General features: G+C 75.6%; 11 protein-coding genes. 4 read left to right on the top strand and 7 right to left on the bottom strand.

What is annotated here, in order from left to right; translation table 11 throughout:
• Positions 1–265: 265 nt before the first annotated feature.
• The 4 genes from ADK65_RS34625 (at position 266) to ADK65_RS34610 (ending at position 5120) form a co-directional block, all read left to right on the top strand.
• Positions 266–1393 carry a MerR family transcriptional regulator gene (locus tag ADK65_RS34625; RefSeq protein WP_053675582.1) on the top strand — a complete coding sequence of 376 codons (1128 nt, stop codon included), beginning with the start codon at positions 266–268 and terminating at the stop codon, positions 1391–1393.
• Positions 1394–1549: 156 nt separating this feature from the next.
• Positions 1550–2782: a lycopene cyclase family protein gene (locus ADK65_RS34620; protein ID WP_053675580.1), complete on the top strand. Its 1233-nt coding sequence runs from the start codon at positions 1550–1552 to the stop codon at positions 2780–2782.
• Positions 2779–3507, top strand: a complete 729-nt coding sequence (locus tag ADK65_RS34615; RefSeq protein WP_053675280.1) for a class I SAM-dependent methyltransferase — start codon at positions 2779–2781, stop codon at positions 3505–3507. Before ADK65_RS34620 ends, ADK65_RS34615 begins: the two co-directional genes overlap by 4 nt.
• Positions 3507–5120: an FAD-dependent oxidoreductase gene (locus ADK65_RS34610; RefSeq protein WP_053675279.1), complete on the top strand. Its 1614-nt coding sequence runs from the start codon at positions 3507–3509 to the stop codon at positions 5118–5120. The genes ADK65_RS34615 and ADK65_RS34610 overlap by 1 nt, the downstream gene beginning before the upstream one ends.
• A 171-nt stretch (positions 5121–5291) precedes the next feature.
• On the opposite strand, the gene ADK65_RS34605 is transcribed toward ADK65_RS34610, so the two are convergent.
• The 7 genes from ADK65_RS34605 to ADK65_RS34575 form a co-directional block, all read right to left on the bottom strand.
• Positions 5292–6296, bottom strand: coding sequence for a DUF5914 domain-containing protein (locus ADK65_RS34605; RefSeq protein ID WP_234353039.1), 1005 nt, complete (start codon positions 6294–6296; stop codon positions 5292–5294).
• Entirely contained in the window at positions 6289–7266 is a 978-nt protein-coding gene (locus tag ADK65_RS34600; protein ID WP_053675277.1) for a phytoene/squalene synthase family protein, read from the bottom strand. Before ADK65_RS34600 ends, ADK65_RS34605 begins: the two co-directional genes overlap by 8 nt.
• Positions 7253–8815: a phytoene desaturase gene (locus tag ADK65_RS34595; RefSeq protein WP_053675275.1), complete on the bottom strand. Its 1563-nt coding sequence runs from the start codon at positions 8813–8815 to the stop codon at positions 7253–7255. Before ADK65_RS34595 ends, ADK65_RS34600 begins: the two co-directional genes overlap by 14 nt.
• Complete coding sequence (locus ADK65_RS34590) at positions 8812–9966, bottom strand: polyprenyl synthetase family protein (protein WP_053675576.1); 1155 nt, start codon at positions 9964–9966, stop codon at positions 8812–8814. The genes ADK65_RS34595 and ADK65_RS34590 overlap by 4 nt, the downstream gene beginning before the upstream one ends.
• An 84-nt stretch (positions 9967–10050) precedes the next feature.
• A complete protein-coding gene (locus ADK65_RS34585; protein ID WP_053675273.1) occupies positions 10051–11424 on the bottom strand; it encodes a cryptochrome/photolyase family protein in 1374 nt (457 codons plus the stop codon).
• A 4-nt stretch (positions 11425–11428) separates the two neighbouring features.
• Complete coding sequence (locus ADK65_RS34580) at positions 11429–13012, bottom strand: SDR family oxidoreductase (protein ID WP_053675271.1); 1584 nt, start codon at positions 13010–13012, stop codon at positions 11429–11431.
• Between the two features lie 119 nt (positions 13013–13131).
• Positions 13132–15213 carry an MMPL family transporter gene (locus tag ADK65_RS34575; protein ID WP_053675269.1) on the bottom strand — a complete coding sequence of 694 codons (2082 nt, stop codon included), beginning with the start codon at positions 15211–15213 and terminating at the stop codon, positions 13132–13134.
• Between the last annotated feature and the right edge of the window lie 44 nt (positions 15214–15257).

Here is a 15257-nt window from a genome sequence, read left to right as displayed (position 1 = left end):
CGCCCGTGCGCTCCAGGCCAGTGTTCGGTGCACAAACGACGCGGCTCAACGTGCGTCGTTTGTGCGTCGTACAGTCGGGGGTATGGGTGCACACGAACGGGACAGCGAAGGCCGCGGACGCGAGGGCGGGCCGACCGGTGGAGGGCCTGGAGGGCCGACCGGTGCAGGGCCGACCGGTGGAGGGCCTGGAGGGCCGACCGGTGCAGGGCCGACCGGTGGAGGGCCTGGAGGGCTGACCGGTGCAGGGCCGACCGGTGGCGGGCCGATCGGTGACGGGACCGTAGGTGGTGGGCCCATCGGTGGTGGGCTGACCACCGGAGAGGTGGCCAGACGGCTGGGGGTGGCCCCCACCACGGTCCGCACGTGGGACCGCCGCTACGGCCTCGGACCCGACGCGCACACCGGGGGCCGGCACCGGCGGTGGACCCCGACGGACGTGGCCCGGCTGGAGCGGATGTGCGCACTGACCGCGACCGGGATACCCCCCGCCGAGGCGGCCCACGCGGTCCTCGGCGAAACGACGCACGCACCGACTCCCGCCGGTCGCACCCGAGCGACGCAGGGGGAAACTCTCACCGGCCCGGCCGCCCGAGCGGCGCGGGAGGGGGACTCGGCCGGGGCGTCACCCGGGCCAGGGCCGACGGACCCGGGCCCGCCGGACGCCGGCACAGCACCGCCACCGTCGGACCGCACCCCCGCCCGCGCAGGCGCCCCGCTTCCCACCCGCAGCCGTGCAGGCAGCGGGCTGCGCCTCGGTGATGTGCGTCAGGAATGCAAGGGCATCGCCCGTGCCGCACTGCGCCTCGACGCCCCCGCCCTGGACGACCTGCTCCAGTCCGCGATCGCCGAGCACGGGCTGGTTGCCGCCTGGACCGAGGTGATCATGCCGACTCTCCAGGCGGTCGGCCGCAAGTGGGAGAGCTCGGGTGAGAGATACGTCGAGGTCGAGCACTTCCTGTCCTGGCACGTCTCCGGCGCACTGCGGCGTGGCGCCCCGCCCGCGGCCCCCGACCGCCCGGGCGCGACCGTCGTTCTCGCCTGTGTGCCGGGGGAGAACCACACGCTGCCCCTGGAGGTGCTGGCGGCCGCACTCGCCGAACGGGGTCTGCCGGTGCGGATGTTCGGCGGAGCCCTGCCCGTGGAGTCCCTCGTCACGGCAGTCCGCAGAACGGGGCCCGCGGCGGTGGGACTGTGGGCGCAGTCCCGCGCGACCGCCAGCCGGCCGCTGGCCCAGCACGTGGCCGCGATGGAGTGGGGGGTGCGCGGGGCCCGCCGCAAGCCGGTCGTTCTGACGATAGGGCCCGGCTGGAGCGGCCGGACCGTCGCCGGACTGCCGCGTCCGACGGGGCTGGCCGAGGCCGTCGCCGTTCTGGAATCGGTCGTGCCGCGGTGAGTCCGGCCGACCGCATCCGTCTCGCGGTGGCTTTCGGCCGACCGTACCCGGCTGCATCCGAACACCGCCGACGGCCAGAAGCGGTGAACGGACAGAACACAGTCGGCGATGTGGCCGGGAGCGGGGTGCGGACATGGGCGGTGTGCGGTGGGCCCGGTGAACCGCGGGTCCGTCGGCGCGCCGGACGTGGTGATCCTCGGGGGCGGCGCCGCGGGCCTCAGCCTCGCGTACCGGCTGGTCGGCACCGCCGCCGCGACCGTGACCGTGGTGGAGCCGCCCGATGGTCCCGCGCGCCCGGCGGAGCGCACCTGGTGCTACTGGGACCATGGCGAGGGCGACGACAGTGACGACGGCTTCGGCCAAGCGGTTACCGCCAGCTGGCCCCTGCTGCGGGTGCACGCCTCCGACGGCAGCCCGCTCACCGTCGACCCGGCCCCCGCCCGCTACCGCATGGTGCGTTCCACGGCGTTCGAACGGCTGGTGCACGCCCGGCTGGCGCGGTCGCCCGGAGGAAGGGTGCTGCGCGCGACCGCCGACACGGTGCGCGACGTGCCCGGAGGCGCCGAGGTCCGCTGCACGGCACCCGGCGGCCGGACCGTGACCCTGCGCGCCGGGCTCGTGTTCGACTCGCGCCCCCTGCGCGCCTTGCCGCCCGCCCGGACGCAGTTGCTGCAGCACTTCCGCGGCTGGTTCGTGCGTACCCGCACCGACCGGTTCGATCCGGCGGTCGCCGACCTCATGGACTTCCGGGTACCGCAGCCGCGGCACGGCCTGGCCTTCGGCTACGTCCTGCCGCTGGCCCCGGATCGGGCGCTCGTCGAGTACACCGAGTTCTCCCGGACCCCGCTGACGACCGCGGCGTACGAGGAGGCGCTCGGTCACTACGCCCGTGAGGTGCTGGGCCTGGGCGAGTTCGCCGTGGAGAGCGCCGAGCGGGGCGTCATCCCCATGACCGACGCCCGCTTCCCCCGGCGGACCGGTACGGCCGTCTTCCGCATCGGGACGGCGGGCGGCGCCACCCGCCCCGCCACCGGCTACACCTTCGCGGCCGTACAACGGCACAGCCGGGCCGTCGCCGCCGCACTGCGGGACGGCAACCGCACCGTCGTGCCGGCGCCGCACGGGCGGCGGGCGCTCGCCATGGACGCGGTGCTGCTGCGGGCCCTGGACACCGGCCGGATCGACGGGCCCGCGTTCTTCACCGGTCTCTTCCGCCGGACCCCGGCCCACCGCCTGCTGCGCTTCCTCGACGGCGCCACCTCGCTCCGGGAGGAGTGGGGCATCGGACTGCGCACCCCGGTGGGCCCGATGCTGCGCACCGCGCTGGAAGTGCCCTTCCTGCCCCGCCGCACCCACCCCGCCCCAGGAACCGGAGAGAGCCCCCGATGACCCTGCTGCGCGACCGCGATCTGGCACGCGCCTTCGACCACGCGTCCCACACCTACGACCGCCTCACCGGCCTCAACCCGGGCTACCGCGCCGACCTGCTGCGCTCGGCCCGCCGGCTCGGGCTCCCGGAGGACGGGGCCGGGCTGCACCTGCTCGACCTGGGCTGCGGCACCGGCGCCTCCACCCGGGCCCTGCTGCGGGCCGCACCCCGTGCGCGGATCACCGCGGTGGACGCCTCCGCCGGCATGCTGCGGCGGGCCATGGCCAAGGCCTGGCCCGGCACCGTGCGCTTCCTGCACCTGAGCGCCGAGGAGCTCGCGACGGCCGGCGAAGGGCCCTTCGACGCGGTCTTCGCCGCCTACCTGTTCCGTAACGTCTCCGACCCGGACGGCGTCCTCGGCACGGTGCGTGGACTGCTGCGGCCGGGCGGGCGCCTCGCCGTCCACGAGTACAGCCTCGGCGGCTCGCCCGCGCACCGGGCGCTGTGGACGGCCGTCTGCCAGGGAGTGATCATCCCGGCGGGCACGCTCACCGGTGACCGGGCCCTGTACCGGCACCTGTGGCACAGCGTCCTCGACTTCGACACGGCTTCCGGCTTCACCGGGCGGCTGACCCGCGCCGGGTTCACGGGCGCGCGGGCCCTGCCCCTCGCCGGGTGGCAGACCGGCATCACGCACACGTTCGTCGCCCGCAACGGGTCAGCCGCGGCCGGGGAGGCGACCTGATGAGTCCCGCGACGAGTTCCCCGAGGAGTACACCGCCGAGCCGTCCGACGAGCCCCCGCCCGGCCGCCCGGCGCGGCCGGGACCGCAAGGCCGAGATCCTGATGCCGGCGCCCGGCCGGGACCGCTTCGCGCCCGGGGACGCGCCGTCCGTCGCCGTGGTGGGCGGCGGCATCGCGGGACTCGCCGCGGCCACCGGACTGGCCGAACGCGGCGCCCGGGTGACCCTCTACGAACGTGAGGACTCCCTGGGCGGCCGCCTCGCCGGGTACCGCACCCGGCTGGCCGACGGCTCCGAGGTGACCATGAGCCGTGGCTTCCACGCCTTCTTCCGGCAGTACTACAACCTGCGCGGCCTGCTGCGGCGCACCGACCCCGCCCTCGCCCGGCTCACCCCCCTGCCCGACTACCCCCTGCGGCACAGCGGCGGACTGACCGACAGCTTCGCCCGCGTCCCGCGCACCCCGCCCCTGAGCGCCCTCGGCTTCGTCGCCCTCAGCCCCACCTTCGGCTGGCGCGACCTCACCGCCCTGGACGCCCGGGCGGCGCTGCCGCTGACGGACGTGCGCGTGCCCGACGTGTACACACGCTTCGACGGGATCAGCGCGACCGCCTTCCTCGAACGCGTCCGCTTCCCCGAGGCCGCCCACCACCTGGCCTTCGAGGTGTTCTCGCGCAGCTTCTTCGCCGACCCGCGCGAACTCTCCGCCGCCGAACTGATGCTGATGTTCCACATCTACTTCCTCGGCTCCTCGGAGGGGCTGCTCTTCGACGTGCCCGACGAGCCCTTCCCGCAGGCCCTGTGGGAGCCGCTCGGCGACTACCTCGGGCGGCTCGGCGCGACCGTGCGTACCGGCACCCCCGTGGACGGCGTCGACCCCGTCGGCACCGACGGAGCCGAGGTGCGCACCGGCACCGGCACCGACCGGCACGACGCGGTGGTGCTCGCGCTCGACACCGGGGGACTGCGCCGGGTCGTCGCCGCCTCGCCCGGCCTGGGCACCGCCCCCTGGCGCGACGGCATCGCCGCCCTGCGCACCGCCCCGCCGTTCCTCGTGTCGCGGCTCTGGCTCGACCGGCCGGTCCGGGCCGACCGCCCCGGCTTCCTCGGCACCAGCGGCTACGCCGGCCTCGACAACATCAGCGTCCTGGAACGCTACGAGGGCGAGGCCGCGCGCTGGGCCGAGAAGCACGGGGGTTCCGTGGTGGAACTGCACGCCTACGCCGTCACTCCCGGTGCGGACCCCGGGGCCGTGCAGGACGCGCTGCTCGGGCAGTTGCACCGGGTGTACCCGGAGACCGCAGCGGCGCGGATCGTCGACGCCCGGCACGAGTGGCGCTCGGACTGCCCGCTCTTCCCGGTCGGCACCCACCATCGGCGCCCCACCGTGCGGACCCCGCACCCGTGGCTGACGCTGGCCGGCGACGGGCTGCGCTGCGACCTGCCCGTGGCCCTGATGGAACGCGCCGCCACCACCGGTTTCCTGGCGTCCAACGCCTTGCTCGCCGGGTGGGGCGTCCGCGGCCAGGTGCTGTGGACCGTGCCACGGGCGGGCCGCTCCCGGGCGCTGCGGGCACTCGGCGCGCTCGCGTCACGCCCGGCACACCGGGCGTGACGCCGTGACGCCGGCCGTGCCGTGAGCCGGCCATGACACGATCCCCCCGGCCGGGACGCCGTGACACCCGTGACGTCAGGCCGCCGGACGGGCCCGGGCCGCTCCGCGCAGGCCCGTCCGGCGGGGTCGTTCCGCCCCGGGATCACCCGGTGCCGCGCGACCGGGTTCACGTCACCCGGGGAACCGCCCGGTGCTCCGCAACTCCCAGCGCCTCTCCGCGTAGGCGAGGTCGTCGCGCCACAGTCGCCCGGCCGTCTGCCGCATCAGGGGGCGCAGCACGGGTGCGGCGGCGCGGGCCAGCGAGAAACCGGGCCGGTCCGAGGCGGCGACGACCGCCTCGATCACGGCCGTCCGCGGCTGCTCGGCGTCGGTGGCGGTCAACGGCGTGGCATGGGTCTCCACCACGGACGTGGCGCCCTCGCCGTCGGTGATGCGCATGACGACCGTGCGCGGCTCCGGCGCGGTGAACTCGGCCCGCACGGGCACCACCAGACGGCCCGCCACCCGGAAGGAGACGTCCACGACGAAGGCGTCGTCCTCGTCGCCCTGCGGCTCCCCCACGACCGTCAGGTCGACGAAGGAGTACGGGTGGAACCAGGACCCGTGCCACGGGTCGAGCCGGTTGGCCACAACGTCCTGCGGTTCGCACCGTCCGGCCGCGGTGAACACGGCGTCCACCCCGCTGCCCGGCGCGGGCCGGGCCGGGACCACGGGCCGCTCCGAGGGCTCCTCACCGCCCACCGCGTCCAGCCGGACCCACACCAGCACGCCGTCGTCGTGGGCCGGGTACGGCTGCCAGCCGGCGAACGTGGAGCCCTCCAGGGCCAGTCCGTGCCAGTGGCACACCAGCGTCCCGCACACCACCCGGCTGTCCCGCAGCGGGGCACCGAGGTGGGGGCAGACGCCTGGCCCGGCCCGCAGCTCACCCGCCGCGGAGCGCCACAGCACCACCTCCACGCCCCCGACGGTCCTGCCGTAGGGGCGGCTGGGGCGCACGTCCCGGGAGGCGCCCACCACGAACCAGTTGCCGGAGGGCCGGGCGGACGCCCGTTTGAGGGTGTCGGCGATCAGCGCCGGACGGGCCGCGCGCCAGGTCGGTGTCTGCTCCGCCCAGCCGGGGCCGCGGCGCCGCCGCAGGGGTGAGGTCCAGCGTGTCCTGTCCGCTCGGTCAGCCACGACCCTGCCCCTTCCGTTCCGGTGCGGCCGGAGCCGCCGCATGGGCCGCCCGCGCGCGGGCCACCTTGAGGACACCGGCCGCGGCGGTGGCCGCCCGCCGTCGGCGGGGCACGACGGCACGGCGGTGCAGCACGGTGTAGTCGTGCCGCGCGATCGCGTCGAGGATGCCGCCGTACAGCGTGAACGCGGTCCTGATGCAGGGGCGCACCCGCGGGTCGAGCATCGCGATGCCCGGTTCCGCCTCCCGGTACACGCCCCTGGTCAGGGCCTCGGCCGCGACCAGTGCGGCCCGGATGCGCGGGTCGCGGCGGCCGCTGCGCCGGCTCCACTCCAGCAGCGGCCGGTCCACGCCGTGGGCGGCCAGCAGGTCCGCCGGCAGGTAGACGCGGCCGCGGTCCAGGTCCTCGCCCACGTCCCGCAGGAAGTTGGTCAGCTGGAACGCCACCCCGAGGGCCGCCGCGTGCGGTGCCGCCTCCTCGCGCGGGACGACCGTGCCGAGCACGGGCAGCATCTGCAGGCCGATCACCGCGGCCGAACCGTGCATGTAGTCCCGCAGGTCGGCATAGGTGGGATAGTCCGTGACGGTCAGGTCGGCGCGCATCGAGGCGAGGAAGTCGGCGAACAGGTCCACGTCGATGTCGTAGCGGTCTGCGGTGTCGGCCACGGCCCGGACCACCGGTTCGGTCCCGCCGCCGGTGCGCAGCGCGTGCGCGAGGTCGCCCTCCAGTCGCTTCAGCAGCAGGTCCCGCTCGTCGGGGGTCAGGCGCCGGTCCAGGTCGTCGACGATGTCGTCGGCCCAGCGGGCGAAGCCGTACAGCGCGTGCACGGCCGTACGGCGTTCAAGCGGCAGCAGGCGGGTGGCCAGGAAGTACGTGCGGCCGTGGCGGGCGTTGAGCTGCCGGCACCGGCTGTAGGCGGCGCGCAGGCCGGGGTCGGTGATCCCGGCGGCGTCCAGTTCACGACGGGTCATGGGCACCTGCTCCGGTCGGGGTGGAGGGGCGGCGGTAGAAGGCCCGGACCGCTCGGGGCACCCGGGCACCGCCGCCGGTGACGCGGGCGGCGGCGAGCTTCCCGCTGATGAGCACGGTCGGTACGCCGACACCGGGGGTCGTCCCGCAGCCGGCGAGCACCACGTTGTCCAGCCCGCGGACGAGGTTGCGCGGCCGGAAGGGCCCGGTCTGGGCGAAGGTGTGGGAGACCGAGAAGGGACTGCCCGCCGCATGGCCCTGCGCCGTCCAGTCCAGCGGCGTCACCAGCAGTTCCTCCTCGACGCTGTCCGCGAACCCGTGGAGGCCGCGCCGTTCCAGCTCGGCGACCAGGCTGTCGCGGTACCGCGGGCCGAGGTCGCGCCAGGCGGCGGCGGAGGGGCCGACGGCGGTGTTGGGGCAGGGGGCGAGGACGTAGTGGAGGTGGCGGCCCGGCGGCGCGAGCGAGGCGTCGTGCGTCGTGGGCCGGGTGATCAGCAGCGACGGGTCGCTCATCAGCGCTCCCGAGCGGGTCAGTTCGTCGAAGGTGCGCTCCCAGGCGGCGCCGAAGGACAGCGTGTGGTGCGCCAGATGAGGCCAGGTGCGGTCGGTCCCGGCGTGCAGGACCACCGCCGACGGTGAGTGACGCAGCGGCACCGGGCGCCGGGGTGTGCGGCCCAGGAGCCGGTGCGCGGCGGGCAGTTCGCAGGTCAGCACCACCGCGTCGCACGGGATGCGCTCACCCGAGGCGAGCCGGACCGCCCGCACCCGCCCGGCGGAGCGTTCCAGCGCGCTCACCTCGGCCGACCAGCGCAGCTCCGCACCGGCACCGGCGGCCACGTCCGCCATCGCCCGGGGCAACGCGTGCATGCCGCCCTTGGGGAACCAGACGCCGGCCACGGTGTCCATGTAGGCGATCACCGCGTAGGCGGCGAGCGCCCGGGCCGGGGCCACACCGGCGTACAGGGCCTGGAAGGAGAAGACCCGGCGCAGGCGGGCGTCGGACAGGAAGCGGCCGATCCGGCCGTCGAGGCGCCCGAAACCGCCGAGGGCGGCGAGGCGGGCCAGGTCCGGGTGCGCGAGCTGGAACGGCGAGTCGAAGTTGGTGTCGATGAACCGGCGCATCTGCGCCCGGTACAGCCGCTCCAGCCACTGGCGCAGCCTGCGGTAGCCCGCCGCCTCCGCCGGTCCGGCGAAACGCCGCACCTCCGCCTCCATGGCGTCGCCGTCGGTGTGCACGTCGAGCGAGGACCCGTCCGCGAATCCGGCCCGGTAGGCGGGGTGCAGGGCCACCAGCTCGACGTGCCGGTCGAGGCGCTCGCCGACCGCCGCGAACGCCTCGTCGGCCAGCTGCGGCATGGTCAGCACGGTGGGTCCGGTGTCCACCAGGTAGTCGCCGAGCCGGACCCGCCCGGCCCTCCCGCCCGGCCCGGCGTCCCGTTCGACGAGCGTGACCCGCCGGCCGGCGCCCAGCAGGTGCAGGGCGCACGCCAGTCCGGACAGCCCGGCGCCGACCACGACGACATGGTCCGTCGGGCCCGTCACGGTCCTCATACGAGCTCCTGCGCGTGCCGCGGGGCGACGCCCGAGGCCCGCTCGACGAGGACGGCGAACTCCCGCCGCACGGCGGGGGCCGCACCGGTCTCCTCGAAGCGCCGCAGACCGGCGGCCGCCAGGTCCGCGATCCTCGACTCCACCTCGGCCCGGGCGCCCGTGCGTTCCAGTGCCGCCCGCATCCGCTCGACGGTGTGCCCCGGCAGGGCGTCCGCGTCCGGGGCGAGCACGGCGGCCGCGTCCCGGTCGCCGCCCGCCTCCGCGAGCCGGACGGCGACGGCGAGCAGTGGGGTCAGCTTGCGGGAGCGCAGGTCGTCGTCGGCCGGTTTGCCGGTGAGCGCCGGGTCCCCGAACGCGCCGAGGAGATCGTCGCGCAGCTGGAAGGCCAGCCCCGCGCACCGGCCCGCCGCCCGCAGCGCGTCCAGGGTGTGCGCGTCGGCACCGGCCAGAGCGGCACCGAGCGCCAGGGGCCGTGCGACCGTGTACCGGGCGCTCTTGAGGACGGCGATGGTCAGCGCCTCCTCGGCGCCGGACGAGCCGCTCTCCTGCGCGCGCAGGTCGCGGTACTGCCCGGCGACCATCTCGGTGCGCATGGCCCGCCATTCGTCGTACAGCCGCGGGCCGTACGGCGAGGCGAGCGCCGTCTCGGTCAGCAGGTCGTCCGCCCACGCAAGCGCCAGATCACCCGCGAGCACGGCCGCCGACCTCCCGAACGTCTCGGCGGACCCGTTCGCCCGGGCGTTCGTCCGGCCGGCCCGGTGCCCGTGGGCGAAGTCGACATGCAGCGCGGGGCCGCCCCGGCGCAGGGGCGATCCGTCCATCACGTCGTCGTGGACGAGGGCGCAGGCCTGCAGCAGTTCGAGGGCGGCGCCCGTGCGCAGGACGGCGTCCGCGTCACCGGAGCCGCCCGCGGCCCGCCAGCCGCACCACACGAACGCCGTGCGCAGCCGCTTGCCGCCGCGCCGGACGAACGCGGCGACACGCTCGGCCATCTCGCGGGTGAACACCGCGTCCGTGTCGCGGGCCTGACACAGCCGCGCCTCGAGCACCCGCTCGAGGACCGCCTCCATGGCACGCGTGGCCCCGGCAGCAGTGAGCGGGGCGTCGTCGGTCTCCGCCGGTCCGGCCACCGTCGGCCGCGGTCCAAGCATGCGCAACCCCTTCTCGCTTCCGGTCATCCGCACATCAGTGCTTCCGCGGGGAGCGGTGTTTCGGATGCGCCGGGATCCGGGCTCTCAGTCGCGCCCCCGGGCCTGCCGGAAGCGGGCCAGGCCCTCGCCGAGGTCGAGGAGCGGCGCCGGGTAGCGGAGCAGGGCCCGTTCGCCGTCGGGCAGCCGCCAGGGTTCGTGCACCGCGGCGCCGGCGACGTCCGCCAGTTCCGGCACCCAGCGGCGTACGTAGCTGCCGTCCGGGTCGTAGCGCTTGCCCTGGAGCACGGGGTTGAGGACACGGTGGGGGCGGGTGTCGGTGCCGGTGCCCGCGACCCACTGCCAGTTCAGCTGGTTGTTGACCAGATCGCCGTCCACCAGGTACCGCAGGAAGTGCCGGGCGCCGATCCGCCAGTCCACGTACAGCGTCTTGGTCAGGAAGCTCGCCACCACCAGCCGTGCCCGGTTGTGCATCCAGCCCTCGTGGCGCAGCTGGCGCATGCCCGCGTCGACCACCGGGTAGCCGGTGCGGCCCTCCCGCCACGCGGCGATCTCCTCGGCGGCGTCCTCCTCGCCCCGCCACCGGTCGTCCCGGGAGCGGTAGTCCCGGACGGACGCCTCGGGCCGGGCCGCGAGGACCTGGTGGTGGAAGTCGCGCCAGCACAACTGGCGGACGAACGCCTCCGCCCCGGGACCGCCCCGCTCGCGGGCCCGCCGGACGACCTCCACCGGCGACAGCGCCCCGAAGTGGAGGTAGGGCGACAGGCGTGAGGTCGCGTCACCCGCCAGGTCGTCGTGCCGTTCCTCGTAGCGGGACAGGCCCGTGTCCACCCAGCGTGCGAACCTCTCGCGCCCCGCCGACTCCCCGCCGGCCGGGAGGTCCGGCGACAGGTCCGCCGCCTCCGGGCGGGAGGGCGGGTCCTCGCCGCGCACCGCGTCGGGGACCCGCACCGCACGTGGCGTGGGCAGGAGGTCGCGCAGCGGCTCCTTGGACCAGCGGCGCATGTAGGGGGTGAACACGGCGAAGTGGTCCGAGCCGAGCGGTGTCACGGCCCCCGGCGCGAGGGCGGTGACCACGCTGTCGTGCACCCGCAGCGCGACCCCGCCGGCGTCGAGTTCCTCGCGCAGCCGCTCCTCGCGGCGGTGGGCGTAGCCGGTGACCCCCGCCGCCATGTGCACCTCCGTGGCCCCGCACGCGGCGGCGACCGCGCGGACCTCGCGGGCGACCGGACCGCTGCGCACCACCAGCCGTCCGCCGAGGCGGCGCAGCGAGGAGTCGAGGTCGGCGAGGCAGTCGGCGAGGAAGGCGGCGCGGTTGGGCACGTCGAAGCCGGCGGCGTGCACGGCGGGGTCGCGGACGAACAGGGGCACCACCTCGTCGGCCGTGTGCAGCGCGGCGTGCAGGGGCGGATGGTCGTGCAGACGCAGGTCCGAGGTGAACAGGACGACCGCGACGGTCATGGCGTCACTCCTGGTGCGGTGGTGCGGATGGCGATCGGTGCTGCCGGGCGCTTCGCCGCTCGCGGGACCGCCGGACGCGCGCGGCCCGGCGGGGCCCGCCGGTGCCCTCGGACGCGGCCCGGGCGATGTTGCGGGCCATGCCGCCGAACACGGCGGAGTGGAACGGGGCGACGCTCCACCAGTAGGCGTGGCCCAGCAGGCCGCGCGGATGGAACAGGGCGCGCTGCCGGTAGCGGGTGCGGCCGTCGTCGTCGGTCTCGGCGTACATCTCCAGCCAGGCGAGTCCCGGCAGCCGCATCTCGGCGCGCAGCCGCAGCAGATGACCGGGCTCGAGCTCCTCGACCCGCCAGAAATCGAGCGAGTCACCGACCCTCAGCCGCTCGGTGTCCCGCCGTCCGCGGCGCAGTCCCACCCCGCCCGCGAACCGGTCCAGCCAGCCCCGGACGGCCCAGGCGAGCGGGGAGGAGTACCAGCCGTTCTCGCCGCCGATGCCCTCGACGACCTTCCACAGCGCCGCCCGGGGCGCGTCGACCGGCCGCTGCCGTTCGTCCTGGTAGAGGCTGCCGCCCGCCCAGTCCGGGTCCGTGGGGAGCGGGTCGCTGGGCGCTCCTGGCACCGATGCCGAGGACCAGCGGGTGGCGACCTGCGCCTCGCGCACCTTGCGCAGCGCCAGGGTCAGCGCCTCGTCGAACGGCAGCGGCCGCCCCGGGAGGTCCGGCACGTACCGGGCGATGTCGTGTTCGCGGCAGACGACCTCGTGCCGCAGCGACTCGGTCAGCGGCCGGGCCAGGGAGGCGGGCACCGGGGTGACCAGGCCGACCCAGTGGCTGGACAGCCGCGGGGTGAGGACCGGGACGGGCACGATGAACCGCCGCGGCAGCCCGGCCACGGCGGCGTAGCGCAGCATCATGTCCCGGTAGGTGAGGACGTCGGGCCCGCCGATGTCGAAGGCCCGGTCGACGTCGTCGGGCATGCCGGCCGATCCGACGAGGTAGCGCAGCACGTCGCGCACCCCGATGGGCTGGGTGCGGGTGTGCACCCAGCTGGGCGTGACCATGACGGGCAGGCGTTCGGTGAGGTAGCGCAGCATCTCGAACGACGCCGAGCCGGAGCCGATGACGACGGCGGCCCGCAGCACCGTCGCGGGGACGGGGGAGTCGAGGAAGATCTGCCCGACCTCGGCCCGGGACCGCAGGTGCGGGGAGAGCGAGGCCTCCGGGACGCCCTGGGGCGTGAGCCCGCCGAGGTAGACGATCCGCCGTACGCCCGCGGCCCGGGCCTGCTCGGCGAAGATCCGGGCGGCGGCGCGGTCGGTGTCCTCGAAGCGGGAGCCGGAGCCCAGGGCGTGCACCAGGTAGTAGGCGACGTCGACTCCGCGCATGGCGGCGGCGACCGACTCGGGGTCGGTGACGTCACCCCGGACCGACTCGGCGTGCGCTGCCCAGGGGTGGTCGCGGAGCTTGCCGGGGGAGCGGGCCAGGCACCGGACGCGATGTCCTTCCTGCAGCAGTTCCGGCACCAGGCGCCCGCCGATGTATCCGGACGCCCCGGTGACCAGGCAGTGCAGCCGCTGCCCGTCCGTCGTCATACCCGTACCTCCCCGGCGCCCCGCACCGCTGCCCGTGCGGCCGGATCGCGCCCGGCCCTGACGGGAACACTTCCGGCCCGGTGCCCGCGGCGGATGCACTCCCGGTCGGCGCGGGCGGTTCAGTCCTCCCGGCGGGCGAGAGCGCTCGGCCACCACGCCCGGGGCCCGATGTCGATCATCAGCGCGGGCACCAGCAGGGAGCGCACCACGAGTGTGTCGAGCAGCACCCCGAAGGCGACGATGAACGCGATCTGCACCAGGAACGCCAGGGGGATCACCATCAGTGCCGCGAACGTCGCGGCGAGCACGACCCCCGCCGAGGTGATCACGCCGCCGGTGGTGGTCAGCCCGCGCAGCACGCCCTGCCGGTTGCCGTGCGCGAGCGCCTCCTCCCGGACCCGGGACATGAGGAAGATGTTGTAGTCGACGCCGAGCGCCACGAGGAACACGAAGCCGTACAGCGGCACCGAGGCGTCCGTCCCGCCGAACCCCCAAAGGTGCTGGAAGACCAGCGCCGACACCCCCAGCGTCGCCAGGAAGTTGAGCCCCACGGTCGCCACCAGCAGCACCGGCACGAGCAGCGAGCGCAGCAGCAGCATGAGGATCAGCAGGATGACCGCGAGCACGACCGGCACGATGACCGTCCGGTCCCGCGCGGCGGTCTGCTGGGTGTCGTACTGCTGCGCCGTGTATCCGCCGACCAGGGCGTCGGCGCCGGGCACCGCGTGCACCCTCGTGCGCAGCCGCTCGACGGTCTCCTTGGCGGCGTCGCTGTCCGCCGCGGCCTTCAGGGTCGCGTCGACGCGCACGCGCCCGTCGACGACCAGCGGTTTGCCCGCCCCGGGACGGCCGGAGGCGGAGACGGCGCCCGCGAAGGCGACGCCCTCGGTGCCGCGCGTGGCGGCCGTCACCTCGGCGGTCCGGCCGGCGTCGGCGATGATCACGGCGGGGTTGCCGGACCCGCCGGGGAAGTGCTCGCCCAGGGTGCGCTGCGCGGCCACCGACGGCGCGTCGTTCACGAAGATCTCGTCGAGCGGCACGCCCTTGGAGGACAGGGCGGGCGAGAAGGCCGCGCCCCCGGCCAGCAGCAGCGCCGTCACCGCCCAGGTGCGGCGCGGCCGGGCTGCCACAACGGCCGCGACCCGCCGCCACACGCCACTGCCCCCGGCGGCCTCCTGCGGCGGCTTCGGCCGGGACGGCCAGAAGGCGGCACGGCCCAGCAGGGCCAGGACGGCCGGCAGGAAGGTGAGGGTGACGAGCACGGCGCAGCCGACGCCGATGGCGCCGACCGGCCCGAGGGCGCGGTTGTTGGTGAGGTCGCTCGCGAGCAGGGCCAGCAGCCCGAGCGCGACGGTGGCCGCGCTGGCGGTGATCGGCCCGAACGAGCGGCGTACGGCGGCCGTCGCGGCCCCGAAACGGTCCCCGCGCAGGGCGAGTTCCTCCCGGAAGCGCGCGGCCAGCAGCAGGGCGTAGTCGGTGGCGGCGCCGATCACCAGGATCGACAGGATGCCCTGGACCTGTCCGTCGACCCGGACCACGTCCCGGTCGGCCAGTGCGTAGACCACCGCGCAGGCGAGGCCCAGCGCGAAGACCGACCCCAGGATGATCAGGAACGGCAGCAGCACGCTCCGGTAGACCAGCAGCAGGATCAGCAGCACGGCGCCCAGGGCCACGCCGAGCAGCAGTCCGTCGATGCCCGCGAACGCGTCCGCCAGATCAGCCTGACCGGCCGCGGGCCCGGCGATCCGCGCCGTGGTGTCCGGTACGGCCCCGGCCGCCTCACGCACCGCGTCGAGGACGGTGGGCAGTTCGTCGCCCAGGTCGGGCTCCAGCTGGACGACGGCCTGTATCGCCTCGCGGTCGTCGGAGAGCAGGGCGGGGGAGGGGCGGCCCACGACGCCGGGCTTCCCGGCGAGCGCGGCGACGGCCCGGGTGGCCTCGGCCTGCCGGTCCTCGGTGAACCGTTGCCCGTCCGCCGTCCAGACCACGATGGCCGGCACGGTCTCGGACTGCTCGAAGGCCGCGCGGGCGTCCAGCACCCGGGTGGACTCGGCGCTCCGCGGCAGGAAGGCGGCCTGGTCGTTGGTGGCCACCTCGCCGAGCTTGCCCGCGTAAGGGCCGAGCGTTCCGCCCACCCCCAGCCAGACCAGCAGCAGAACGAGCGGTACGAGCCGCCGGGCCCAGCCATGTGCGGTACTCATGCGCATCCCATGCCGTAGGAAGTGAGTCGCGATGGAACTAACTC

It is taken from the genome of Streptomyces sp. NRRL B-1140, from assembly GCF_001280065.1.
In the GTDB taxonomy this organism is placed as follows: Bacteria; Actinomycetota; Actinomycetes; order Streptomycetales; family Streptomycetaceae; genus Streptomyces.
The sequence above is the reverse complement of the archived record's forward strand: the minus strand, read 5'-3'. Positions and strand labels throughout refer to the sequence as shown.

What these genes read in the sequence shown, in the direction of transcription:
- ADK65_RS34615 (WP_053675280.1), top strand. Translation starts at nt 2,779, where the DNA reads ATGACCCTGCTGCGCGACCGCGATCTGGCACGCGCCTTCGACCACGCG.
- ADK65_RS34610 (WP_053675279.1), top strand. Translation starts at nt 3,507, where the DNA reads ATGAGTCCCGCGACGAGTTCCCCGAGGAGTACACCGCCGAGCCGTCCG.
- ADK65_RS34600 (WP_053675277.1), bottom strand. Translation starts at nt 7,266, where the DNA reads ATGACCCGTCGTGAACTGGACGCCGCCGGGATCACCGACCCCGGCCTG.
- ADK65_RS34595 (WP_053675275.1), bottom strand. Translation starts at nt 8,815, where the DNA reads ATGAGGACCGTGACGGGCCCGACGGACCATGTCGTCGTGGTCGGCGCC.
- ADK65_RS34590 (WP_053675576.1), bottom strand. Translation starts at nt 9,966, where the DNA reads ATGCTTGGACCGCGGCCGACGGTGGCCGGACCGGCGGAGACCGACGAC.
- ADK65_RS34585 (WP_053675273.1), bottom strand. Translation starts at nt 11,424, where the DNA reads ATGACCGTCGCGGTCGTCCTGTTCACCTCGGACCTGCGTCTGCACGAC.
- ADK65_RS34580 (WP_053675271.1), bottom strand. Translation starts at nt 13,012, where the DNA reads ATGACGACGGACGGGCAGCGGCTGCACTGCCTGGTCACCGGGGCGTCC.
- ADK65_RS34575 (WP_053675269.1), bottom strand. Translation starts at nt 15,213, where the DNA reads ATGAGTACCGCACATGGCTGGGCCCGGCGGCTCGTACCGCTCGTTCTG.